This window comes from Levilactobacillus hammesii DSM 16381, from assembly GCF_001434395.1.
GTDB lineage: Bacteria > Bacillota > Bacilli > Lactobacillales > Lactobacillaceae > Levilactobacillus > Levilactobacillus hammesii.
In genome coordinates, this window is sequence record NZ_AZFS01000052.1 from 1 (window position 1) to 21,313 (window position 21,313).

Annotated in this window: 25 protein-coding genes; 4 read left to right on the forward strand and 21 right to left on the reverse strand. The window is 49.1% G+C overall.

Annotated features, from left to right (window positions below; all coding sequences use genetic code 11):
• From FD28_RS05830 to FD28_RS13380, 7 genes are all read right to left on the reverse strand, one after another.
• A partial coding sequence (locus FD28_RS05830) for a hypothetical protein (RefSeq protein WP_202813058.1) occupies positions 1-723 on the reverse strand: 723 nt, incomplete at its 3' end.
• Between the two features lie 263 nt (positions 724-986).
• On the reverse strand, positions 987-2,717 hold the full coding sequence (gene ptsP, locus FD28_RS05835; protein ID WP_057733543.1) for a phosphoenolpyruvate--protein phosphotransferase: 1,731 nt from the start codon (positions 2,715-2,717) through the stop codon (positions 987-989).
• 33 nt (positions 2,718-2,750) lie between these two features.
• Positions 2,751-3,290 (reverse strand): STM3941 family protein, encoded by a 540-nt coding sequence (locus FD28_RS05840; protein WP_057733545.1) that lies wholly within the window; start codon positions 3,288-3,290, stop codon positions 2,751-2,753.
• A 44-nt stretch (positions 3,291-3,334) separates the two neighbouring features.
• A complete protein-coding gene (locus FD28_RS05845; protein WP_057733547.1) occupies positions 3,335-3,817 on the reverse strand; it encodes a PTS sugar transporter subunit IIB in 483 nt (160 codons plus the stop codon).
• A gap of 35 nt (positions 3,818-3,852) precedes the next feature.
• Positions 3,853-4,272 carry a PTS sugar transporter subunit IIA gene (locus FD28_RS05850; protein WP_057733549.1) on the reverse strand — a complete coding sequence of 140 codons (420 nt, stop codon included), beginning with the start codon at positions 4,270-4,272 and terminating at the stop codon, positions 3,853-3,855.
• A 14-nt stretch (positions 4,273-4,286) separates the two neighbouring features.
• The gene (locus FD28_RS13375; RefSeq protein ID WP_057733551.1) at positions 4,287-5,192 is read right to left on the reverse strand and encodes a PTS system mannose/fructose/sorbose family transporter subunit IID; all 906 of its coding nucleotides are present in this window, start codon (positions 5,190-5,192) and stop codon (positions 4,287-4,289) included.
• A 21-nt stretch (positions 5,193-5,213) separates the two neighbouring features.
• On the reverse strand, positions 5,214-5,984 hold the full coding sequence (locus FD28_RS13380) for a PTS mannose/fructose/sorbose/N-acetylgalactosamine transporter subunit IIC (protein WP_057733553.1): 771 nt from the start codon (positions 5,982-5,984) through the stop codon (positions 5,214-5,216).
• Positions 5,985-6,155: 171 nt separating this feature from the next.
• Between FD28_RS13380 and FD28_RS05865 the strand changes: the two genes are divergently transcribed.
• Together FD28_RS05865 and FD28_RS05870 are read left to right on the forward strand one after the other, a co-directional pair.
• Positions 6,156-6,812, forward strand: coding sequence for a histidine phosphatase family protein (locus FD28_RS05865; protein WP_057733555.1), 657 nt, complete (start codon positions 6,156-6,158; stop codon positions 6,810-6,812).
• A gap of 59 nt (positions 6,813-6,871) precedes the next feature.
• The gene (locus tag FD28_RS05870; protein WP_057733557.1) at positions 6,872-7,768 is read left to right on the forward strand and encodes a LysR family transcriptional regulator; all 897 of its coding nucleotides are present in this window, start codon (positions 6,872-6,874) and stop codon (positions 7,766-7,768) included.
• Positions 7,769-8,000: 232 nt separating this feature from the next.
• Here the strand turns inward: FD28_RS05870 and FD28_RS05875 are convergent, their stop codons facing one another.
• Together FD28_RS05875 and FD28_RS05880 are read right to left on the reverse strand one after the other, a co-directional pair.
• The gene (locus tag FD28_RS05875; protein WP_057733559.1) at positions 8,001-8,390 is read right to left on the reverse strand and encodes a hypothetical protein; all 390 of its coding nucleotides are present in this window, start codon (positions 8,388-8,390) and stop codon (positions 8,001-8,003) included.
• Positions 8,391-8,412: 22 nt separating this feature from the next.
• A complete protein-coding gene (locus FD28_RS05880; protein WP_057733562.1) occupies positions 8,413-8,823 on the reverse strand; it encodes a DUF948 domain-containing protein in 411 nt (136 codons plus the stop codon).
• Positions 8,824-9,040: 217 nt separating this feature from the next.
• On the opposite strand from FD28_RS05880, the gene FD28_RS05885 reads away from it, so the two are divergent.
• Positions 9,041-9,913, forward strand: coding sequence for a mechanosensitive ion channel family protein (locus FD28_RS05885; RefSeq protein ID WP_157059858.1), 873 nt, complete (start codon positions 9,041-9,043; stop codon positions 9,911-9,913).
• A 52-nt stretch (positions 9,914-9,965) separates the two neighbouring features.
• Here FD28_RS05885 and cbpB read toward each other — a convergent pair whose 3' ends face one another.
• From cbpB to racE, 4 genes are read right to left on the reverse strand one after another with little or no spacing between them, the layout of a single operon-like run.
• On the reverse strand, positions 9,966-10,457 hold the full coding sequence (cbpB, locus tag FD28_RS05890; protein ID WP_057733566.1) for a cyclic-di-AMP-binding protein CbpB: 492 nt from the start codon (positions 10,455-10,457) through the stop codon (positions 9,966-9,968).
• A gap of 7 nt (positions 10,458-10,464) precedes the next feature.
• The gene (locus FD28_RS05895) at positions 10,465-10,998 is read right to left on the reverse strand and encodes a YfcE family phosphodiesterase (RefSeq protein ID WP_057733568.1); all 534 of its coding nucleotides are present in this window, start codon (positions 10,996-10,998) and stop codon (positions 10,465-10,467) included.
• Position 10,999: 1 nt separating this feature from the next.
• Complete coding sequence (locus tag FD28_RS13410) at positions 11,000-11,599, reverse strand: XTP/dITP diphosphatase (RefSeq protein ID WP_057733570.1); 600 nt, start codon at positions 11,597-11,599, stop codon at positions 11,000-11,002.
• A 3-nt stretch (positions 11,600-11,602) separates the two neighbouring features.
• Positions 11,603-12,436, reverse strand: a complete 834-nt coding sequence (gene racE / locus FD28_RS13415; protein WP_057733572.1) for a glutamate racemase — start codon at positions 12,434-12,436, stop codon at positions 11,603-11,605.
• A 187-nt stretch (positions 12,437-12,623) separates the two neighbouring features.
• Between racE and FD28_RS05910 the strand changes: the two genes are divergently transcribed.
• Entirely contained in the window at positions 12,624-13,142 is a 519-nt protein-coding gene (locus FD28_RS05910; RefSeq protein ID WP_057733574.1) for a YslB family protein, read from the forward strand.
• A 115-nt stretch (positions 13,143-13,257) separates the two neighbouring features.
• Here the strand turns inward: FD28_RS05910 and trxA are convergent, their stop codons facing one another.
• From trxA to alaS, 8 genes are all read right to left on the reverse strand, one after another.
• The gene (gene trxA / locus FD28_RS05915; protein WP_057733576.1) at positions 13,258-13,572 is read right to left on the reverse strand and encodes a thioredoxin; all 315 of its coding nucleotides are present in this window, start codon (positions 13,570-13,572) and stop codon (positions 13,258-13,260) included.
• Positions 13,573-13,693: 121 nt separating this feature from the next.
• A complete protein-coding gene (locus FD28_RS05920) occupies positions 13,694-16,057 on the reverse strand; it encodes an endonuclease MutS2 (protein ID WP_057733578.1) in 2,364 nt (787 codons plus the stop codon).
• A 30-nt stretch (positions 16,058-16,087) separates the two neighbouring features.
• Positions 16,088-16,618 carry a CvpA family protein gene (locus tag FD28_RS05925; protein ID WP_057733580.1) on the reverse strand — a complete coding sequence of 177 codons (531 nt, stop codon included), beginning with the start codon at positions 16,616-16,618 and terminating at the stop codon, positions 16,088-16,090.
• Position 16,619: 1 nt separating this feature from the next.
• Complete coding sequence (locus FD28_RS05930; protein WP_057733582.1) at positions 16,620-16,898, reverse strand: cell division protein ZapA; 279 nt, start codon at positions 16,896-16,898, stop codon at positions 16,620-16,622.
• Positions 16,899-17,139: 241 nt separating this feature from the next.
• Positions 17,140-17,451, reverse strand: coding sequence for a DUF1292 domain-containing protein (locus tag FD28_RS05935; RefSeq protein WP_057733584.1), 312 nt, complete (start codon positions 17,449-17,451; stop codon positions 17,140-17,142).
• Positions 17,452-17,459: 8 nt separating this feature from the next.
• A complete protein-coding gene (gene ruvX, locus FD28_RS05940) occupies positions 17,460-17,897 on the reverse strand; it encodes a Holliday junction resolvase RuvX (RefSeq protein ID WP_057733586.1) in 438 nt (145 codons plus the stop codon).
• Positions 17,894-18,166, reverse strand: a complete 273-nt coding sequence (locus tag FD28_RS05945; RefSeq protein WP_020088343.1) for an IreB family regulatory phosphoprotein — start codon at positions 18,164-18,166, stop codon at positions 17,894-17,896. Before FD28_RS05945 ends, ruvX begins: the two co-directional genes overlap by 4 nt.
• 277 nt (positions 18,167-18,443) lie before the next feature.
• Entirely contained in the window at positions 18,444-21,083 is a 2,640-nt protein-coding gene (gene alaS, locus FD28_RS05950; protein ID WP_057733589.1) for an alanine--tRNA ligase, read from the reverse strand.
• Between the last annotated feature and the right edge of the window lie 230 nt (positions 21,084-21,313).

Genomic DNA, 21,313 nt, shown 5'->3' on the forward strand with positions numbered 1-21,313 from the left:
TGAATAAAGAACTGGTCTAGTAGAGCAGGTGTTGCACTTCAATTTTAAATCGAGGTGCATTTTATTTTTAATATTCTGTGTCTTAACTCTTTTCTCATCAGCAGTCAAATTGGAATTATTATTAATGCTGTCTAATTGATCTTTCCATTTATCCTTTCTCCGCTCCAAGTTCTCAGCATAATCTGTCTTATTTTGATCTCCCATCGACCTGTTAATGCTACGATCCGTCAAGTGCAAATTCGAATCATTATTTGCTAGACTATCCGCATCAATACCAGCAAGCTTTCTTCCAAGATCATCATTAATTTCTTTTGTCGAAATTGTATGATCTAAATCTGCTTTTGCATTTCGTTTTAATATCTTCCCTGTATTAACATCTTTCAGCACACCATCTTTTTTTTGCTCCGTTAATTTGCTATTAATTGAGCGATATGTCTCACTGCCACCATGCAGTTTTTGTTGTGTCTGCTTGTCATACGGATCATCATTTGTAAGTCTATCCTTCTCTTGCTCACTGCTAAACACGCCATTTCTTACATTATGAACCGTATCAACTCCACTTCCTTGTTGATAATGATCAAAAGCTCTTCCAAGTGCAAATTGAGTCATTAAATTACTTTTAATTTGGTCTTCAACTTCATCGATCATTTCCCTTTCATGAATGTACGAAGTATCGGTATTATCAAGCGTTGCTAACTGACTAAGCTGATTTTTAGCTTGCATCTTACAATCACCCCACAATTATTTTTGTTGCTAAATTTTATTATAATCTTTTTTTTACAGACTTTGTTACCGCTTTCATTATTTGTGGTTAAAATTTTTTAACCTTCATACCCCCTCACAACATATTAATTAAATCAAATTATCTTCTTTGATTTAGGAAAATCATACCGCAACACCTAGATGAAATACGTCTATTTACAACAATTAAATAATTTAGCAAAAAAGCCTGAGACATTTCGTCCCAGACTTCTTAATTCACCTGTTTAAGCTTGACTCGTCTTCAACTTCTCAACCAGTGCCTTAACCTGATCGCTGCTTTCACAGTCATTAATGGCTGCTTCCGCCAAATCGGTCAGGGTCGAGGCATCGAGGTGCTTCATCAGGTTCCGCGTCTTCAGTACGGACGTGGCGCTCATGGAGAACTCATCGAGTCCCATCCCCATCAACAGGGGTACCGCCGTTTGATCCCCAGCCATTTCCCCACACATGGCAACACTCGTCCCATGACGGTGTGCCGCCTTAATCACGTGGTTAATCAGGCCCAGGAGACTTGGGTGGTACGGTTGATAGAGGTAGGAAACCCGTTCGTTCCCGCGATCGGCCGCAAACGTATACTGAATCAGGTCGTTGGTGCCAATACTAAAGAAGTCAACTTCCTTAGCAAAGTGATCGGCAAAGATGGCCGCGTTAGGAATTTCAATCATCATGCCCAACTTAATCTTCTCGCCAACCTTAACGCCAGCTTCAACCAACTTTGTTTTCTCTTCGTTAAAGATGGTCTTGGCCTGCCGCAATTCCTCCAACGTGGCAATCATAGGGAACATAATCCCCAAATCACCAAACGCTGAGGCCCGAATCAAGGCGCGTAGTTGCGTTCTGAAGATATCTTGGCGTTTCAAGGAAATCCGGATGGCCCGGTATCCCAAGAAGGGGTTCATTTCCTTAGGGAGTTTCATGTAAGGCAGGTCTTTATCGCCACCGATATCCATGGTTCGGATAACCACCGGCTTGCCATCCATTTGCTCAACAGCGGCCTTGTAGGCCTTGAACTGCGTCTCTTCGGAAGGTAACTGATCGCTATCCATGTAAAGGAACTCGGACCGGAATAAACCAATGCCCTCGGCCCCCGACTTCAGAACCGCTGGCAGATCCGCTGGCGTGCCAATATTCGCTGCCAACATGAAGGATTGCCCGTCTTTAGAAACGGTCGGCTGATCCTTCAGCTGCTCCCAAACGGCCTTCTCTTCAGCAAAGTCCGCCGCCTGCTTTTGGTAGTCCGCCAATTCAGCGTCATCTGGCTCAGCCAAGGCGACCCCATGCAGACCATCCAAAATCACGGTTTGGCCATCTTGAACCGTGGCCGTCGCCTTTTCCGTCCCCACCACTGCGGGAATTTCCAAGGTCCGTGACATGATGGCCGAGTGACTGGTCCGGCCACCCAAATCGACTAAGATTCCTTTAACAAACTGGCGGTCCAACTGTGCCGTATCCGAAGGCGTCAGGTCATGGGAGACCACGACTACCGGTGAGTTCACCAAGGCCAGGTTAGGCAGTGGCCGATTCAAGAGGTGACTCAGCACCCGCTTCGTCACATCCCGCACATCCGCCGCCCGCTCTTGCATGTAGGCGTTGTCGGTCATCGCTTCAAGCATAGCGGAAAATTGATCGGCAACGTCCTGTTGCGCCGTTTCGGCATTGCAAGACTTCTGCGTGATTTCATCTTCAACTTGCTTGATAAAGTCGGGATCATTTACCATCGCCAGGTGGGCATCAAAGACTTCGGCTTCTTTAGGGCCTAAGTTCTCCAGTGCTTTGGCTTTGATTTCTTCCAATTCGGAGACGGTAATCTTTCGGGCTGCAGCTAGCCGATCGATCTCCGCTTGGGGATCCGTTACCGTCTTTTTCTCGAAACTCAAATCTGGGTCAACTAACGTGTAGGCTTTCGCGATGCCAATCCCATCGCTCGCCGCAATTCCTGTAATTTTCGTCGACATACGTCATTTCTCCTTGAGTAATTCAGTCCGTCATCAGCGCTTCTTTTCCAACACCTTATTGACCAAGATGCTCGGGTTGTGTTGCACCCCTTGACGTTGGAGTTCTTCGAAGATGTTGAGAAACTGCTTCTGGCGGAACTTAAACCCATCGATCATGATGGAGTAGAAGGCCATGTTCCCATTGCTCACCAGGTTCCGGGCTAAGACCACACTCTTCTCGTCCTGACTGACTACGGTCTTGCGGGCCAGAATACCAATCTGCATAACCGCATTGTTCGGGGTCATTTCAATCTTTAAAATATCCGACCACGGGACCACCACAGTGGGTTCCTGCGTATTGTCCGTAATCCCCCGGTCATCAAAAATGTAATCTGGCCGTTTACTCAGCCCCTTCTTCGCCGTCTCAAACGCGGCGTAAAAGAAGAGCAAGCCAAACCCGACCGCCACAATCTTCATAATCAGCCACGTTGCCGTGAAAACAACACCACAGATGGCGAGACCAAACAGAATAAAGACAATCGTTGTCATATAGATTCGTAACCGACTGGGATAAACTTCGTACGCATCTTTCATTAGCAATTCCTCAAATCATTTCTGAACTAACCCACCACCAAGTGCTACTTGATGGCTGAGTCGTATTCTACACGCTTAGAGTCTGGCACCGTCTGGAAGAAGATTTCCAAACCATTGTCATGGAATTCCTTTAAGAGTGCCTTTTCAGCGTCGCCAATGGCAACCGTTGGGATAACGAACTTCGTGTTGGCCTTCTTGGAAACCCCACCAACGTTCAGGGATTCTAATTCCAAGCCGGCGTCCAAGGCTTCTTTAACTTCCTTGATGTACTTGAAAACGATCACAACTTTATCGTCGCCAAATTGGTTTTTCTTCCATTCTTCAGCAACTTCAGTGGCACTGTAGACTTTGATGCTCAGGCCACCGGTAGAGTTCGTGCTGACGTAGATGTCCTTCATGAAGTCATCAGCAGCCGTGGCGTTGTCCACCACGTAAACAGAGTTCGTTCCAAAACCCTTGGTCCACTTGGTCATAACTTGGCCGTGAATCAAACGATCATCGACCCGTGCTAAATTAATTTGTCCCATAATATTTATCCTCCAATTTTAACGTACTTAATTTTTTATGATTGGTATAAGAAGTTCTTGTCGATTAACTTCATCCCTTCGGTTGCAACACCGATAGAATCCGTAATCAATTTGTCAGTATTTTCTTCAGCATCGGAGAAATTCAGGATGTTGACTAGTAGTGGCAAGCTTAAGCCCGTCACGATCTTCATGTCGTGATACTTGGCTAAAGTTGACAGGGACACGTTAGAGGGACTCCCGCCTAGTAAGTCGACCAGCAAGACAGTCTCATCGTAATCGGCTTCGTTGGCTTGTAAGATATCATAAACTTTTGTCCGCAAATCATCAACCGATTCGCCGGGGTGTAGGCCCAACGCCTTCACGTTTTCCTGTGGTCCCATCAACAATTCCATACTTTTAACTGTTTCAACACCCATATCACCGTGGGTAATGACTAGAAATGCACGCTTCGCCATAATGATTTCCTCCTTTAGATAACGTAGAAGATACTAAGCACAACCAACGCGATGGTTAAGTAAACCAAACCACGGGTAATCTTGAGACCCTTCTTCTGGAAGTACCAGTACAGCATCAAGACGGCAAACAGTGGTAAGATCCCTGGTAAAATCGTGTTCAAAATATCTTGAACGTCGAAGGTCTTCTTACTAATCGTGAACTTCAGGTAACTTTGAATCTTGATATATTGACCGGCTAAGATCCCCATCATGTAAAGCCCGAGGACCCCTAAACCATCAATAATTCCAGCCATTCGACCACCAGTCATGATTTCCTTGGCGGCTGCCCGTCCAAGAGAATACCCCATCTTCGTGAAGTAATAACCATAAGTGAAGGTTGCAATCGCGAAACAGAGGAATGGGAGTAACGCCCCCATGAAGTTCCCCTTCTGGGCGAAAGGTAAGAAGATGGCGATGAAGATGTATTGCACCGTCCCAGAGTCAATGGAGTCCCCAATACCAGCCAGCGGACCCATCAGCCCAACCTTGGTGTTGTTGATCATGTCTTCTGAGATTGGTTCTTCACCGTTAGCTAAGGCCTTGGCCCGCGCTTCTTCTAGTGAAATCGTCACACCGGTTAAGGTCCCACCACCCCAAGTCGCTTGGGTGTTAAAGAATAACAGGTGACGTTGGAAGGCCTTGGCCAATTCGGCTTTGTCCTTGTATAACTTCTTTAAAGTTGGAATCAGCCCGAAACAGAAGGCTGGTGCCAGCATCCGGTCAAAGGTATGAGGAACTTCGTTGGCCCACCACCAACCGAACCAGGATTTCATTAAGTCTTTATTCGTAATTTTATCGGGTTGCGGAATCCGATGTTCTTCAGCTTGAACGTCTTCAGGTGCTTGAACGTCAGCGTTAGTTGCAGCTACTTCTTCACTCATTGATTTCTACCTCCTTAATCCTTAGTTTTCTGATTTCTTAGATGTAAATGTCACGTAGAGGATGGCGAAGATGGCACCAAAGATGGCGTAGATCGTCATACTGATGTCCAACTTGGCAAAGGCCACACTCATGAAGTAAGCCAGGAAGAAGAATGGTAAGAGTTGTTTCTTCCCAATAACTTGCATGATTACGGCAATCCCCAAGGCGGCCAACCCACCACCGACACTGTTCAAGACGTGAATCAACGTCCCGTGTTCGATGTTGGCAACTAAACCAGAAATAACGGGTGCCCCGAAGTAAAGGGCGATAAACATCAATGGAATAAATAAGGCGAAGGAAATCAGTGTTGGAATCCCCATGATAGCAAATCCTAATCCTCGGGCATTCCCTTCCTTAGCGTATTTGTCCATCGGCTTCAAGGCGAAGGTGTTCAGGAAGAATCTGAATTGGTAGAGGTAACTACCGAGTAACCCCACAGGCACCGCAATCGCGATGGCCCCTTGAGGACTCATATGACCTAACAACGCAACGGGCACCGCAATGGCCGTGGCAATACATGGTTCGGCAGGTAAGGCTCCCCCTGGCGCAACGAATCCCATGTAAACTAATTGAATAGCAGCGGTTACAATCATGGCTTGTTTGATATCACCCATGATAAAACCAACCATCATCCCTGTCATCAGCGGACTAAACCGCATCGTCAGAGTTGAGAACCCTAAAATCCGTGATTCTACCAAAGCGACCCAAAGTGCAATCAGTAACGCTTGCCAGATAGATAACGTCACATGCATTATAAATGCCTCCCTAAATTAAAGATATAATGGCTACAAGAGATAATCATTCTTACCTGTCCGGTAAAAACATCTGCCTCTATTATAAATGAAATCGGTTTCATTACAACCTTGAATATAATCTTTTTTTCGAATAGAATGGAATCAAACCATAATGGGGGTAAAAATAGCATGACAGAAATCACAATCTACGTTGTCCGCCATGGTGAAACCTTACTGAATTCCTTTGATCGGATGCAAGGCTGGGTCGATTCTGAATTGACCGCTAAGGGCCAACAACAGGCCGTGGCTACCGGCAAGCATTTACAACAGATTCCCTTTGATTATGTTTGCTCGTCAGACCTGAACCGCGCTATTCAAACGCGTGACCTCATTCTCTCGCAGCTACCCAATCAGCCACAGGTGATCGCCCCGAACCGCACCTTTCGTGAGGTGATGTTCGGCTACTACGAAGGCTTGAACGCCCCTGCCACTTGGCGCGACGTTGCGAAGTCCACCGATTATACCGGACAAGAGGCGCTAATCCAACACCTGGGGTTCCCGAAAACCCGGCAACTCATGCACGACGCGGACCCTGCCAACATGGCAGAAACCTATGATCAGGTGATTGCCCGCTGGCAGCACGGGTTTGACGTCATTCGTGACGCCTGCCCGGAGCGTGCCACCGTGCTCCTCGTCACCCACGGCACATTTATCCGTACTCTGGCGGATCATCAAGGGATCGACACCGTTGGTAACTTTCCGCTTAATGGCAGCATTTCGGTTGTTAAAGAAACCGATGACACCATCCAACTGGTAAGCTATAATCAAACTACAGATACGGATTAGGCTCTTGTCCCACCTGGGCCTAATGAAACAGCTTCTATGACAAAATTGGAGATAGACTCATGAACTCAGAGCTTTTGCAGACCTTTTTAAAAATTGTAGAATACCGGCAAATCTCGCAGGCTGCAGATTCTCTGTATATTACGCAAGCCGCCGTAAGTAACCGGTTACACCGGATAGAGAGCCTACTGGGCGTCAAGCTCATCAACCGGGTGAAGGGTAATAATACCATCTCGCTGACCCGCTATGGCGAGCGATTGGTGCCCATTGCCCGCCAATGGATTCAGCTCAACGATCAGGTTGATAGCCTCAAGGAGATGGGTGACTACCACGTTCTGAGCGTGGCCACTTCCCTGGATATCAACACGGCCATTCTCTCAGAAATTGCGCCCACTACATTGATGGATGATTCTTTGCTACGATTCAATATTCACACCACTGATGATTTGAATATTTACGACCTGATTGATAACGATCTCGTGGATATTGGATTTTCATTTGTCGAATCCACTCGCCACAAGATTGAGACCCGTAAGATTGGTCAGGAGCGGTTGGTCTTGGTCACGAACCCCAATAGCGCTTACCCAGACTTCGTGGGGACCACGATGCTCTCGCGCTACGATGAGATCATGATTCCTTACAACGACAGCTATCGCAAGTGGCACATGCTGTGCTGGGAAGATAAAATTCCACCATTCGTGCGCCTCGATGCCAGCCTGCCCGTTCCCCAATACCTGGTCAATGACCGGAACTGGGCGCTGATCCCGGAATCCATGGCTCGGTTCTTCCTGAAACATGGCCAACCACTACGCATCCTACATTTACTGGAGAAGCCACCGGTATTGCCACTGATTGCGGTCAGCCGCCCTCAACGGCTCAACGCGCCGGAAGCTAAAAAATTAGCGGTGAAGTTGCAGTCTGAACTGTTTAAGCTGCAACAGGACGACGATTTTATTTAAGTAAACCAAGAGAGCTGGGTACCTGCCGAAAATGGTGTGTGCCCAGCTCTTTTTGGGTGCTTAACTAAAAGGCTGAAAACACCATCTAAGCCGACCGGTAAGGCAGCAGTTTTCCAGCATTACCAATACCAGGCACTTCAATTATTTTCATTTTTAACCAATAAATGACATCAAAAAAGCAACGGCCTGACTAAGTTCAGCTTAGTCGGCCGTTGCGTCATGGTACATCGTTTTATTCTTGATTGTCGCTGGTAGCTTGATCATCTTCAGCGGTGTCGGTCGCTGTATCACTAGCAGCCTTGGCTGGTTCGTCAGGTAGGTCGGCGACTTGATCACTGCTTAAGACAATATCATCGGCGGGTTCGTCGGTAACATCATCGGGCACCGTCTTCCAAGCTGGGGCATCATTCTTGGCTTCCAACTTATCATTCAAGGCTTCCTTGAAATCATCGGCTGCGTCAGCCGCGTAGAAGGCATAATCAACGGCACGGTCTTTGAAAGCATTGTAGCGGTCACGTGCGGCGTCTTTTAACGCTTCACGTTGTTCCAAATCTAAGGCGTGATAGGCGGCGAAGGCTGCCCCACTTACCAATAATCCTGCTAATAACTTGTGTTTTGCCATAGTCATGACTCCCTTTCCGTGATTAGTCTCTATTTTTGTGACTTCGATTTCTGTAAAGGTCAAATGCCGTCTTGCCCATTCTAGCGGCTAGCGACGTCTTGGCCGTCTGTTTGGCTGTATCCGATACCCGCCCCGTTAGGTTACGCGTCGCCGTATTCAAATCAGAGACACTTTCACCCAAATCAGCTGCGGCTTGGAAGACCGGATCGATGGTGGCCACTTTCTGGTTGACGTCTTCCAATAATTCATTTGCGTTGGCCATAATGTTTTCAGCCTGATGACTAATGACATCTAAATCCGACGTCATGGTCTTCACAGACTTATTCACTTCACCCAACGTTTTATTCATCTTGACTAAGAACATGCCAATGAAGAGGACCAGAATCAAAAACGCAATCGCTGCGATCAGGCCCGCTACTTGTCCACCGGTCATGACAACCCCTCCTTGTACTCAGTTACTTACCAATAGAATAGCATTCTCAGGGGACAGGTGCAATTAAAACCCCAAATCTGACCGGCTTTTCTCGCCCAAAGGTGGGCGCCCTCTCCAAAATCTGCTAAACTAAGACTTAAACACGCTAGAACGGGAATACTGGTTAGCATTTGCCGATTTTAAAGGGTATTCTCGTCTATTAAAGGAGACACGTTTCTTGATGGATTTAGTTACAACTACGGCCACTTCTTCCAAGTGGTTTCAAAACTACGTTAGTTCCTTCGACTGGGAAAAATTCGGCCACTTAATTGCCAGTCGTTTCATGTCCCTACTCTTTCTAACGGTTCTCTTCTTTGCCATTAATATCGTCGGCAAGTTCATTCTGCGGCGGAGCTTCAAGCGCTACCTCCAGCCCGACGCGGGATCCAGCAACCGGATGCAAACCATCAGTATGCTGACGATGAACCTTTTCCACTACACCATCCTCTTCTTCTGGATCTACGCCATCCTGTCCACGCTGGGTGTTCCCGTGGGTACCCTGATTGCCGGTGCTGGGATCTTCAGTTTAGCTTTAGGGCTCGGTGCCCAGGGGTTTGTGAGTGATTTAGTCACTGGGATTTCCATTCTGTTCGAACAACAGCTGGATGTTGGCGATGTCGTTCAGATTGGGACCATTGAGGGCACGGTCACCTCGGTTGGTCTGCGGACGACGCAGGTCACCAGCACCGATGGAACCCTCAACTTCATCCCCAACCGCAACATTACCATTGTCTCCAATCGGTCGCGGAACAATATGCACGCCGTGGTCAACATTCCCATTGCCCCCACAACGCCAGTCGAAAAACTACCGGCAATTATCCAGGATGTTAATGCGAAACTGCTCCCCCAGCATCCCAGTGTGATTGGCGACCCCATGATCACCGGGGTCGTCACTCTGCCACCCAATGAGTTGGTCTTCCAAGTTGGCCTCACCTGCAAAAGTGGCACGCAATTTACACTACAGGCCACGTTCCTAACGGCCTACCTCAAGGCCATCCGGCAGGCGGGAATTCAATTACCCACCCACGCCACGATGCCAAATAGTAAGTAAAAATAGCGTCTGAATCCCAATTTACGGATTCAGACGCTATTTTGATTAACGCTTACTTTTCCACTTCATCGGACACCGCTTCTTTAGGCGTCACCGTGTAATATTTGTGCAAGTTATGCGCCATGAAGTTGATGCGCTTCAAGAGCTCGCGCCGTGTGATGATTCCCTGGAAGACTTTTTGATCGTCTACCAATGGGATAAATGGCTCATCCACTAAGTAGTTTAAAATGGTTTCTAATTTCGTCGGATCACTCACCCACCGGTTAACCGGCAGCATGGCATCGGCCACCGTATAGCGGCTCAGCTGATCCACTGCAGCGCCTGGAACGTGTAACAGATACTCCGAGATTGCGGCCAAGGAAATCATCCCCTGTAAGCGATCATCGGGGGTCAACACCGGAATTCGGCTATAGCCGACTTTTGAAAGAACCATAAAAGCATGCTCCAACGTATTGGTTGCCGTGACGTTCGCCACCACATCCGCTGAAATCACGTAACTCTTAGGGTCTTTAAGCAGCATCTGCTCAACGGCTGGATCAATCATGCCTAGTTCATCCTTTCTGCGTTTCTGAGCGGGAAAATGTGAATTTTAAAGCTGGCACGGGCTGCCCATCCCGTGTGACATACTGCACGACCCATTGCGTTTCGGTCACCGTAATCACGGCACAGGTTCCCCCGAGGCGTTGAAATTCTCCCCGTGGCTGACTGATGCTGCCAGGATTGACGAACAGGTGGCCGCCTACCATTTCCGCAGCCAGCTGATGGGTGTGTCCGTAGAAAACCGCTTCAGCCTGGGCGGCATCCGCCCGAAGTTTGAGTTGCGTTAAATCCCAGTTCACCCCATCGTGGTGGCCGTGGGTCAACAGCACTTGTCGACCGGCCACCCGCGGCGCCAGCACCTGTGGCAAGTTCTGGTCAAAGTCCATATTCCCCTGAACCACGTAAACACCTTGAAACCAGGGATCGTCAGCCGCCATTTCTGAATCGCCACAGTGAAAAATAGCATCTGGTTTGAGCTGCTGTTTCAGGCTGACCAGAATATCGCGGTCCCCGTGATTGTCGCTCACCACTAACCAACGTTCCATGCTAATCCTCCCACCAGGCGTCAAACTGCGGCAACATAGCGGCCGTAGCTTTTGCCCTGTGACTGTGTTGATTCTTCATCGCGAGTCCCATCTCGGCAAAGGTCAGCTGCTCGGCTGGCACGTAGAATAAGGGATCGTAGCCGAAGCCATCAGTTCCCCGTGGCGCCGTTAAAATCTCGCCGCGCACTTCACCCGTAGCCACCAATTTTTTGCCATCCGGTTTGATTAAGACCAACGACGTGTGGAAAGCTGCCCCGCGCTTTTCGGCAGGTACCCCGCTCAAATTGGCCAGTAGCTTGGCGTTGTTCTTGGCATCATCATGGTCCCCGGCATACCGAGCGGAATAGATCCCAGGTTCACCGTTAAGGGCATCGACCATTAGCCCAGAATCATCCGCTAACACGGGAAGCTGGGTTTCATGGGCGACCGCCGTTGCCTTTAGGGTCGCATTTTCAGTGAAAGTTTTCCCCGTCTCAGCAACCTGTTTTAAGTCAGGAAAATCCGCTAACGTTTTAACCGTCAGCCCCTTGGGTTCAAAGATAGCACGAAATTCACGGGCTTTGCCGGCATTTTTAGTCGCAATGACAATCGTGTTTTCCATTCGTTATTCAACCTCCGTTGTTTGGATCAAGTCTGCAACGGGTAGATGGTGCGCCCGCACTGGTGTCTCCTCTAACCAATTATCGGCTAGTTTGTTAAAACGGTCAACGTCGCCCGTCGTGTAATAGTCGCCTTGAGGATGACGAACGCCACTTGGATTGGCTAAATTCCAATAATCCAGTAACGAGGTCGCCATATCAGCCGTCGCGGTGCCGGGGTCAACCAGCGTCACGTCAGGCCCCATGACCTCTTGGATCAGCGGCCGCAGCAATGGAAAATGCGTACAGCCCATGACCAGCGTATCAATATTCCGATCCAACAATGGCGTCAGACCCGCCTTGACGACCGACCGCGCGTGCTCTGAGTCCAAATCATTGGCTTCCACCAATTCAACGAAGTCTTGGCAGGCTAGGCTAAAGACCTGGTTGTTGGGATCCTTAGCTAAGATGTTTTGCCGATACTGGTCGCTTTTAATCGTCCCCGTCGTCGCAATCACACCGATTCGGTGGTTGCGCGTCGTCTGTACGGCTGACCGTGAACCAGGGGCAATCACCCCGACCACCGGAATCGTCAGCTCTTGCTGCATGGTCGCTAAGGCCGCTGCCGTCGCCGTATTGCAGGCGATAATCAACATCTTAATATTAGCCTGTCGCTGTAAGAAACCCGCGATTTGCCGCGTGAAGGTTGTGACCTCCGCCGCATCCCGTGGACCATAGGGTAACCGCGCTTGGTCTCCTAAAAAGACTGTCTTTTCGGTAGGCAGTAACCGTTGAACTTCTTTTAATACCGTTAAGCCGCCGACTCCTGAATCCATTAACCCAATTGGACTGTTTTGCATGAATCAACGCTCCTCTCGATTACTTGAAACTATATTATCGCCTTTTTATGAAGCGGATTCAAGTTTCTTGCTATGAAAAAGGCCAGCAGGTCATAAAAAAGCGTTAAATTTAGGGTGACGTCGGTGTTGCCACCTTTTTAAGGTATAATAAACGTAGTATATAATTCGGACAAAGGAGCCAACTATTTTGAAAAACTTATACCAGACCGTCATGAACGATGCTCACGGGGCCGCCTACCTTCCCCAGATGATTCTTCGTGACGCCCTCATTCCAGAATTACTCGGTGAGGACAAGGGTGCCATCGGCTATTGGGCGGGGAAATCCCTGGCACGGCGGTTCCCTATTGGCAATCCCACCGACGCGGCCATCTTCTTTGAACAAGTTGGCTTTGGAACGCTGACACTCAACAAACAGACGGCCCAGATGACCCAGTGGCAACTCAGTGGGGACCCCGTTCGTCTCCGTCTCAAGACCATCGGTGACGCTGACTTTACCCTCGAAGCCGGCTTCCTCGCGGAAATGATGGCCCAACAACTGGGCGTTGTCACGGAGGCCGAACTGGTAGAAACCGGTCGCAAGCTCAAGGATCACGCTGTCACCTTCGCCGTTTATACCGACCCCGAAGACGTCATCCCGGAATACGATGCGCCGGAACCCCTAAAGCTGGTTAAACCAGCCGAAGCAACTGATGAACCGGAAAAGTAGCTGGCTTCATTGACGACTAGGCGCCGACGACCATTCTGCTTAATCAAATAGACTTATTCAAAAAGGCGACTGCTGCGGAAAATCCGTAGTAGCCGTCTTTTTGGCAACCAACACCCTAAGCTTCAACGTATTGGTCTAAAATTTTCTTCAATTGATCCTTGGAGTGGTAACCCACGATGGAGTCCACCACTTCGCCATCCTTCTTAACCAGTAAGGTTGGAATACTCATGATACCAAAGGATTGTGGCGTGTTAGGGTTGGCATCAACGTCCATCTTGTTAAAAGTGACGCTGTCCATTTCCTCAGCCAATTGTTCAACTACTGGTGATTGCATCCGACAAGGACCACACCACGTTGCCCAAAAGTCAGTCAGGGTAACGCCCGTAGCAGTATCTTGTTCAAAGGTTTTGTCCGTTGTTTCCGTAACCATTGTATTGCCTCCTTATCAAATTCGTCATTTAACTACCAGCAGCATGCTTTGTTGCTTCACTGTTCAGTCTACCAGACTTCAGTAAAATCACAACTAAGTTGCTCACAATCTAATTGCCGCTTTATTTGAAACGAACAACCGTTGACCCATCGCCCCCGGCATTCGCCGGAGAAAAGCCAAAGCTCTTAATTCGATTATTGCGTTTCAGGTAATCCGTGACGCCCTTACGCAAAGCCCCGGTACCCTTACCGTGGATAATCGTCACGGATGGGTAACCAGCGAGCAGTGCGGAGTCAATGTAACGGTCCACCTCGGCCATGGCTTCTTCGTAACGGTGTCCTCGCAGATCCAAGGTTGGTGACATCCCACTCGAGCCAGAGCGACGAATTGACGCCCGTGGTTGTTTCTTGCTCTTCGCTGGATCCTTGGCCTTTTCAAGATCATTGTTCGCAATCTTCATCTTCAAGATTCCCAGTTGCACTTCCCAGTGGGCATCGTCCAATTGCTGCATCAAGACCCCGATCTGTCCATAAGACTTGACCAAGACACTGTCACCCTTGTGGAAATCATGCTTCTTCTTTTCATGCCGCAAGACACGGTTCTTTTTCAGCTTCGTGTCTTGTTGCAGAGCATTTAACGCCCCTTGTGCGGCAATCAACTCGTCTTCCTTCACCACACTGTGGCCGGCCGCCAACTGCTTCTTACGCAGATCGGAAATGATCTGGTTGGCCCGCTTCCGTGACTCATCGACCAAGCGATTGGCATCCCGCTTGGCATCCGTCATCAGTTGATCTTTTTGCTTTTGATATTGTTCGAACTGCTTCTGCAATTGGTCGTGAAGTTCATTGGCTTCCTTTAACTGCGTCTGCATTTCTTCCGCGTCACGATCGGCCCGCCGCTTTTGTTCCGTCAGGTCGCTAATCATGGCATTCAAGTCTTGACTATCCTGGTCGGTCAATCCCCGGGCGGCGTCAATGACCTGCGCCGGCATGCCCAAACGAGAGGCAATGTCGAGGGCATTACTACGTCCAGGAATCCCAATCAATAGGTGGTACGTGGGTTGCAGCGTCTCACCGTTGAATTCCATACTGGCATTAATCGTATCCGGCCGGTTGTACCCGTACGCCTTCAACTCAGGGTAGTGGGTCGACGCCATCACGTAACTGCCCAGCGTCCCAATCTCATCCAAGATGGCAATTGCTAAAGCGGCCCCTTCTTGGGGATCGGTCCCCGCACCCAGTTCATCGACCACGATAAGGCTGCGTTCATCGGCCTGCTGAAGAATGGCGACAATATTTTCCATGTGCCCGGAGAACGTACTCAGGCTCTGTTCAATGGATTGTTCATCCCCAATGTCGGCAAAGATGTCATCGAAGACCCCAATCACACTGTTTTCATTCGCCGGGATAAATAATCCCGATTGCCCCATCAGTTGGACCAGGGCCAACGTCTTCAGTGTGATGGTCTTCCCACCGGTGTTTGGCCCCGTGACGATGATGGCCTTGTAGTCGCGACCAATGGTAATGTCGTTGGCCACAACCTTCTTTTGGTCGATCAACGGGTGGCGCGCCTGACGCAGGTTCACGTGATTTTCTAGCGACAACTTGGGTTCACTCGCCTTAAGCTGATGGGCGTACCGGGCCTTCGCGTTCACAAAGTCAAAATGACCTAGAAGCTCGGCGTTACGCAAGATCTCATCTTGATATGGTTCCAGCAGTGCCGTCAGTTCGGCGAGAATCCGCTGTTCCTCGTGGCGTTCGTCAATCTGGTTTTGCCGGAGCCGGTTGTTGAGGCCCACTACCGCCTGTGGTTCGATGAATAACGTTTGCCCACTGGCACTTTGATCGTGAACAATCCCACCGAATCGTTGCTTGTATTCGGCCCGAACGGGAATCACATACCGATCATCCCGAATGGTCACGATGGTTTCACTCAGATACTTGGCGTCCTTACCGCGGGTGTATTGATCCATGGCACTACGAATAGCCGCCTCGGTCTGCGTAATGTGCTGCCGAATCTGTCGCAAAGCCGGTGAGGCCTCGTCGGTGATATGGCCGTCGCCCTCCAGTGACGTCCGTAACCGCCGCGTCACGTCGGGTAAGGTCACGAGCTCCTTCACCACGCGGTTCAACCGGCGCAGGTCAATTTCCTTGTCCTCTAAGTCCCGGAAAAACTTAACCACGGAACTCGTCGTCCATAAGACCCGACTGATCTGGGCCAATTCAAGTCCATTCAGCGCGGCCTCCATGGCTAACCGATGCAAGTGCGGCCGAATATCATCGAGTTTTGGTAATGGAATCCCGTTTTCTAACCGGTAAATGTCCGCACCATCTTTGGTTTCATCGAGCCAAATTTGTAGTTGCTTTACATCCGCCGTCGGCTGTAACTGGTTTAGCTCATGCTGTCCAGCCGCGGAGACTAAATACCCGCGCAACGCCTGTTTAATGCGGTCGTACTCCATAATTTTTAACGCTTTTTGATTCATAGGATGCTCCTCTCTAACGTATCGTCAGAATTAATGTTCTGTCAGCCACCAGTTATAAACCTGTTTTGATAGGACCGGTGTTTGCTTAACAATCCACTGGGCAACTGGTGACGCCTGATAACTATCTTGGAATCCCTTAGCTGGCAACAGGACCATTAAATTTAAAATTAAGAAAATAACCACGTACCGAATCAGCAAATTAATCAGCCCACCGGCCAGTGAATTCACCTGATGGATCACGGGTAACCAGGTCACTTTATTGACCCCATACGCGATACGATGGACGATAAAAAAGCCCACGGTTAGAATCGCTGAAAAGGCTAGCCCGTTCAAAAAGAAGCTACTGCTCTGAGCTGCCGTCACCGCACTCGCCGAACTGTCTAGCGATAGGTTGCCAATAAATTGACCAATACCAATGGCCAAGGGTTTAGCCAGAAACCGCGCCACAACCCAGACCACAATGTACCCAATCGTATTGAGAATCTGTAGAACCAGCCCCCGGCGATAGCCCCGCCGGAACCCAAAGATCAGGACAATCAGAATAATTAAGCTTAAAACCAAACTACTCCCCCGTTTCCGGTGAGTCGGTAGTCTCAGTATCCGCGGTGGCCGACTTCGCTTCATTCGCCGCCGCTAACTTCAACTGATCCGAGATGGCATTGAAGGCCATCAAAATAGCGGCATCTTCCTTCGACAAGTTCGGTGAAAGTTGTTTTAATTGTGAAAATTGTTGGTTTAATACTTCAGTAACCGCACGCATATGTTCATCGGAAGTCTGGCCCACGATGGTGTAGGTCTTGCCGGCGATGACGGCCTTGAAGCGGTGTGTTTGTTCCGTCATTTCTCATTCCCCCTGCTTTTGCATTGGCTGCTTGGCAGACTGGTCGTTGGCCTTAGCTAAGCTTAGAACCAACGACGTCACCGGCTCAAGTGGCACAGTGCACAATACTTTATTTTACCATTGTTTCCCACGATGTTGCACGTTTTGCATCCCGCTTCACGGTAAACTTCACGTTCCCACCGACACAATTCGGCGTAACAAAAAAGAGCGGAAAACTTCCGCCCTTTCATCTCGTCAATGACTAGCCTTGCTTACCGGCGTTAGGATCAATCGTCCCGTCCGCTAAGAAGGTGTTTAATACGGATTCAACCATATCCCATTCTTCATCGGATTCGATCAATTGTAAATCGCCACCAGATGGGTTAGCTGGATCATCGTCGGCTGGTAAAGCGTAGGCTTGAATATCAACTTCTTCGTCTTCGCTCTTGCCGGCTGGGTAAATCAAAATGTATGACTTACCAAAATCGTCAGATTCAAAGGTAAATAGGACATCGTATAATTCTTCGTTGCCATTTTCATCAACTAATGTGATTTGTTCTTGGTCGTCGTTCATGGGAAACCTCACTTTTCTCGGGTTAATTTACCCTGCCGATCTAAATAGTTCTGCAGAATTAACCCGGCTGCTAATTTATCAATTACTTTTTTTCGCTTGCGGCGTGACGTATCAGCCTGTTCCACTAACATACGCTCCGCCTCAACGGTTGTCAACCGTTCGTCTTCGAAGTCAACGGGTAAATGGAAACGTTCCGTCAACATCTCGCCGTACCGTTTAGAAGCTGCTGCCCGTGGGCCTAACGAATTGTTCATATTCTTAGGTAAGCCGACAACAAAGCCATCGACCTCATGCTCGCTGACCAATTCGGCCACACGATCCAACCCAAAAATCTCGGACTCTTCGTCAATAGGAATGATTTCAACCCCCTGAGCCGTCCAGCCCAGAGCATCGCTAATGGCAATCCCTACCGTACGTGAACCGACATCTAACCCCATTAATTTCATGAAGGCTTCACCGGTCCATTCTGGTTCAGATAAACGCGAACCAATTCTTCAATAATCTCGTCCCGTTCATGCTTGCGAATCAGATTCCGCGCATCATTGATCCGCGGAATGTACGCAGGATCGCCTGATAGTAGGTAACCGACAATCTGATTAATTGGGTTATAACCCTTTTCTTCTAGTGCTTGATAAACCGTTACCAGTGTATCATGGACGTCCTTTGGCTGGTTAGCGCCAAAGTCGAAATACATCGTTTTGTCTAATGAACTCACTATAAAACACCCCCGCACTTCCTCACTTAGCCTCAATTTTACTCGATAATTCGGCAAACTACAACGACCGACACCCAATGTAATCTATTCGTAATACTGTCGCTATCAAAGGAGCCGCCCATCACGGACCGCTCCCTCGTTAAAAGACACTTTCAACTACTCACGATAGTCGTTGTCAGCGCCTACCGCTTACACTGAATCATGACGATTTGACGGAATCGGTTGCGATGCGGCGTCACTGCACGCCAGTCGGGCCCGTTTCAGACAGAAAGACTAATTAGTCTTGGTCCTTCAACCAGTCGACCGCTGCCGTCATTGCGTCTGGTAAACCTGCTGGGTTCTTCCCACCGGCTTGTGCCAGATTTGGACGACCACCACCGCCACCGTTGATCTTAGGTGAGATGGCCTTGATTAAGTCACCGGCCTTGACTTGCTTTTGCTTGTCTGCGCTCACAGCGACGATCAGGTTGGCCTTGCCGTTCACTTCAGCCCCTAATACTAACACATCTGAAAGGGCTTGGTCACGCCAAGTGTCCGCTAAAGCCCGCAGTTGATCCATCTTAGACACTTGAACCGTCCCGCTGATCAGCTTGTAGTTACCGGCTTCCGTGACTTGATCAAATACGGCACTGGCTTCTTGACTCGCCAACTTGCCTTCTAAGGCCGCTTGCTTTTGTTCTAAGCTCTTGACTTGGGCTTGCAGGCTCGTCACCTTTTGTTCCACTTCGGCGTCCTGAGTGACCTTTAAATCACCGGCTACGGCGTCTAAGATTTCACTACGTCCTTGTAGGTACTGGTAAGCCGCTGCGGAGGTCACGGCCTCAATCCGCCGAACACCGGCACCGACTCCGGATTCTGAGGTAATCTTGAATAACCCAATTTCGTTGGTGTTCTTGACGTGGTTCCCCCCACAGAATTCAGTGACAAAGTCGCCAGCACTCACAACGCGGACCACCTTACCGTATTTTTCGCTAAACAAGGCGATGGCGCCCATCTTCTTAGCGGATTCAATATCGGTTTCCACCGTGGTAACGGGCAGTTCCGCAAAGATCTTCTCGTTCACGATCGCTTCGGCCTTGGCTAAATCAGCTGGATCAACCTGACCAAAGTGGGTGAAGTCAAAGCGCAGGTAATCCCCTTCAACCAATGAACCGGCCTGTTGGGTGTGTTCGCCAAAGACTTCACGCAAAGCTTTATCCAACAAGTGGGTTGCGGTATGGTTCTTCTCAACCTTGCTATGGAACTTGCGGTCAACCTTCAATTCGTAAGTGGTCCCCTTCTTCAAAGGCGTTACCACCGTTAACGTATGCAGGTTTTGGCCATTAGGCGCATGTTGCACATCGGCCACGTGAGCCACCACGTTACCTTCAAGGTCGTAGATATCTCCCTTGTCGGCAACTTGGCCACCCATTTCGGCGTAGAACGGCGTGGTATCAAACATGGCTTCAGCGGTTCCCGCTTCAGCTTCATCAGCCAATTGGTCATCAACGACTAACTCCGTCAATTGACTCTTGGTCTCAAGCTGCGTGTAGCCCACGTATTGACTAGGTGTCGTCACGTTGATGAGTAGATCGTGTTGTAAGCCCATGGCCTTTTGCTTGCCACGCGCATTCCGGGCACGGTCCTTTTGCTTTTGCATTTCGGCCTTAAAGCCGTCTTCATCAACCGTAATCCCTTGATCGTCCGCGTATTCTTCCGTTAACTCTACGGGGAAACCATACGTATCGTAAAGCTTGAAGGCATCGGCACCAGCAATCTGGCTCCCGCCTTGCTTCTTCAAGTCAGCAATTAAGCTGTTTAAGAGGTTCAACCCGCCGTCCAGCGTTTCGCCAAACCGGTCCTCTTCGGAACGAACGACCTTGGCGATGTAATCGCTCTGCTTGAGCACGTCAGGGTAGTAAGATTGCATGATCTTACCCACAACGGGAACCAGTTGATCGAGGAAGGCGCCTTCGATCCCCAGCTTTTGACCATTAACGATTGCCCGCCGAATCAGACGCCGAATCACGTAACCCCGGCCTTCGTTACCAGGTAATGCGCCATCACCAATGGCAAACGTAATTGCCCGTGCGTGATCGGCAATCACCTTGAAGGACACATCGTCTTCGTGGTTTGCGCCATACTTCTTACCCGCGCTGAGTTCAGCGGTCTTTTCAATGATTGGCAAGAACAAGTCGGTTTCAAAGTTCGTCTTAGCGTTTTGGAAAATAGAAACGACCCGTTCCAGGCCCATCCCCGTATCAATGTTTTTCCGGGGCAGTGGCTTGTAAGTGCCATCTGGTTCATGGTTAAACTGGGAGAACACAATGTTCCAAACTTCCAGGTAACGTTCGTTTTCCCCACCAGGATAGTTCTCAGGGTCATCGGCAGCCAAATTGTTGAAGGACTCGCCTCGATCGTAGAAGATTTCGGAATCGGGACCCGAAGGACCTTCACCAATATCCCAGAAGTTATCTTCCACGGCAATGATGTGGTCTGGCGCAACACCAGCGGCCTCCCAATCTGCCTTGGCATCCGTATCCTTAGGGTAAACCGTCATGTACAGCTTATCGGGATCCCAACCGAACCAGTCTGGGGACGTCAATAATTCCCAGGCCCACGTAATGGCTTCCTTCTTGAAGTAATCACCGACAGAAAAGTTCCCCAACATTTCAAATAACGTGTGGTGCCGTGCGGTCTTCCCCACGTTTTCAATATCGTTGGTCCGGATACTCTTCTGTGAACTGGTCAGCCGTGGATTTTCGGGAACCACTTGGCCGGAGAAATACTTCTTCATGGTGGCAACCCCGGAGTTGATCCACAGTAACGAGGGATCATCCTTTGGGACTAATGATGCACTGGGCTCGATGGTGTGGCCCTTGGACTTAAAGAAGTCCAGGTACATCTGCCGGATTTGACTACTACTTAGCTCTTTCATCTCTAAATACCTCCAAAAAAGTATAAAAAACACCGTTGCCCGTAAAGACGCCGAAGCGCGGTACCACTTTACTTGCAACGATGTTTTAATCGTTTACCTCTTAAACTCATAACGCTGAGTCGCGATGTAGCTGAGGGAGCGCCAGTAACCAACCGAATCGTTTTTCGCAGCAACCAAAACGTTTCTGAAAATCGGCGGGTTACGGTATGTCCTCAATTTATTATTTAAAT

Coding starts and splice junctions, on each gene's coding strand:
- FD28_RS05920 (WP_057733578.1), bottom strand. CDS start 16,057: ATGAATCAAAAAGCGTTAAAAATTATGGAGTACGACCGCATTAAACAG.
- FD28_RS05930 (WP_057733582.1), bottom strand. CDS start 16,898: ATGACGGAACAAACACACCGCTTCAAGGCCGTCATCGCCGGCAAGACC.
- FD28_RS05895 (WP_057733568.1), bottom strand. CDS start 10,998: ATGGAACGTTGGTTAGTGGTGAGCGACAATCACGGGGACCGCGATATT.
- ptsP (WP_057733543.1), bottom strand. CDS start 2,717: ATGTCGACGAAAATTACAGGAATTGCGGCGAGCGATGGGATTGGCATC.
- FD28_RS05865 (WP_057733555.1), top strand. CDS start 6,156: ATGACAGAAATCACAATCTACGTTGTCCGCCATGGTGAAACCTTACTG.
- FD28_RS05880 (WP_057733562.1), bottom strand. CDS start 8,823: ATGACCGGTGGACAAGTAGCGGGCCTGATCGCAGCGATTGCGTTTTTG.
- FD28_RS05845 (WP_057733547.1), bottom strand. CDS start 3,817: ATGGGACAAATTAATTTAGCACGGGTCGATGATCGTTTGATTCACGGC.
- trxA (WP_057733576.1), bottom strand. CDS start 13,572: ATGGTTACGGAAACAACGGACAAAACCTTTGAACAAGATACTGCTACG.
- FD28_RS05850 (WP_057733549.1), bottom strand. CDS start 4,272: ATGGCGAAGCGTGCATTTCTAGTCATTACCCACGGTGATATGGGTGTT.
- FD28_RS13410 (WP_057733570.1), bottom strand. CDS start 11,599: ATGGAAAACACGATTGTCATTGCGACTAAAAATGCCGGCAAAGCCCGT.
- FD28_RS05935 (WP_057733584.1), bottom strand. CDS start 17,451: ATGAACGACGACCAAGAACAAATCACATTAGTTGATGAAAATGGCAAC.
- FD28_RS13380 (WP_057733553.1), bottom strand. CDS start 5,984: ATGCATGTGACGTTATCTATCTGGCAAGCGTTACTGATTGCACTTTGG.
- FD28_RS05870 (WP_057733557.1), top strand. CDS start 6,872: ATGAACTCAGAGCTTTTGCAGACCTTTTTAAAAATTGTAGAATACCGG.
- FD28_RS05840 (WP_057733545.1), bottom strand. CDS start 3,290: ATGAAAGATGCGTACGAAGTTTATCCCAGTCGGTTACGAATCTATATG.
- FD28_RS05875 (WP_057733559.1), bottom strand. CDS start 8,390: ATGGCAAAACACAAGTTATTAGCAGGATTATTGGTAAGTGGGGCAGCC.
- FD28_RS13375 (WP_057733551.1), bottom strand. CDS start 5,192: ATGAGTGAAGAAGTAGCTGCAACTAACGCTGACGTTCAAGCACCTGAA.
- ruvX (WP_057733586.1), bottom strand. CDS start 17,897: ATGAAATTAATGGGGTTAGATGTCGGTTCACGTACGGTAGGGATTGCC.
- alaS (WP_057733589.1), bottom strand. CDS start 21,083: ATGAAAGAGCTAAGTAGTAGTCAAATCCGGCAGATGTACCTGGACTTC.
- cbpB (WP_057733566.1), bottom strand. CDS start 10,457: ATGATTGATCCAGCCGTTGAGCAGATGCTGCTTAAAGACCCTAAGAGT.
- racE (WP_057733572.1), bottom strand. CDS start 12,436: ATGCAAAACAGTCCAATTGGGTTAATGGATTCAGGAGTCGGCGGCTTA.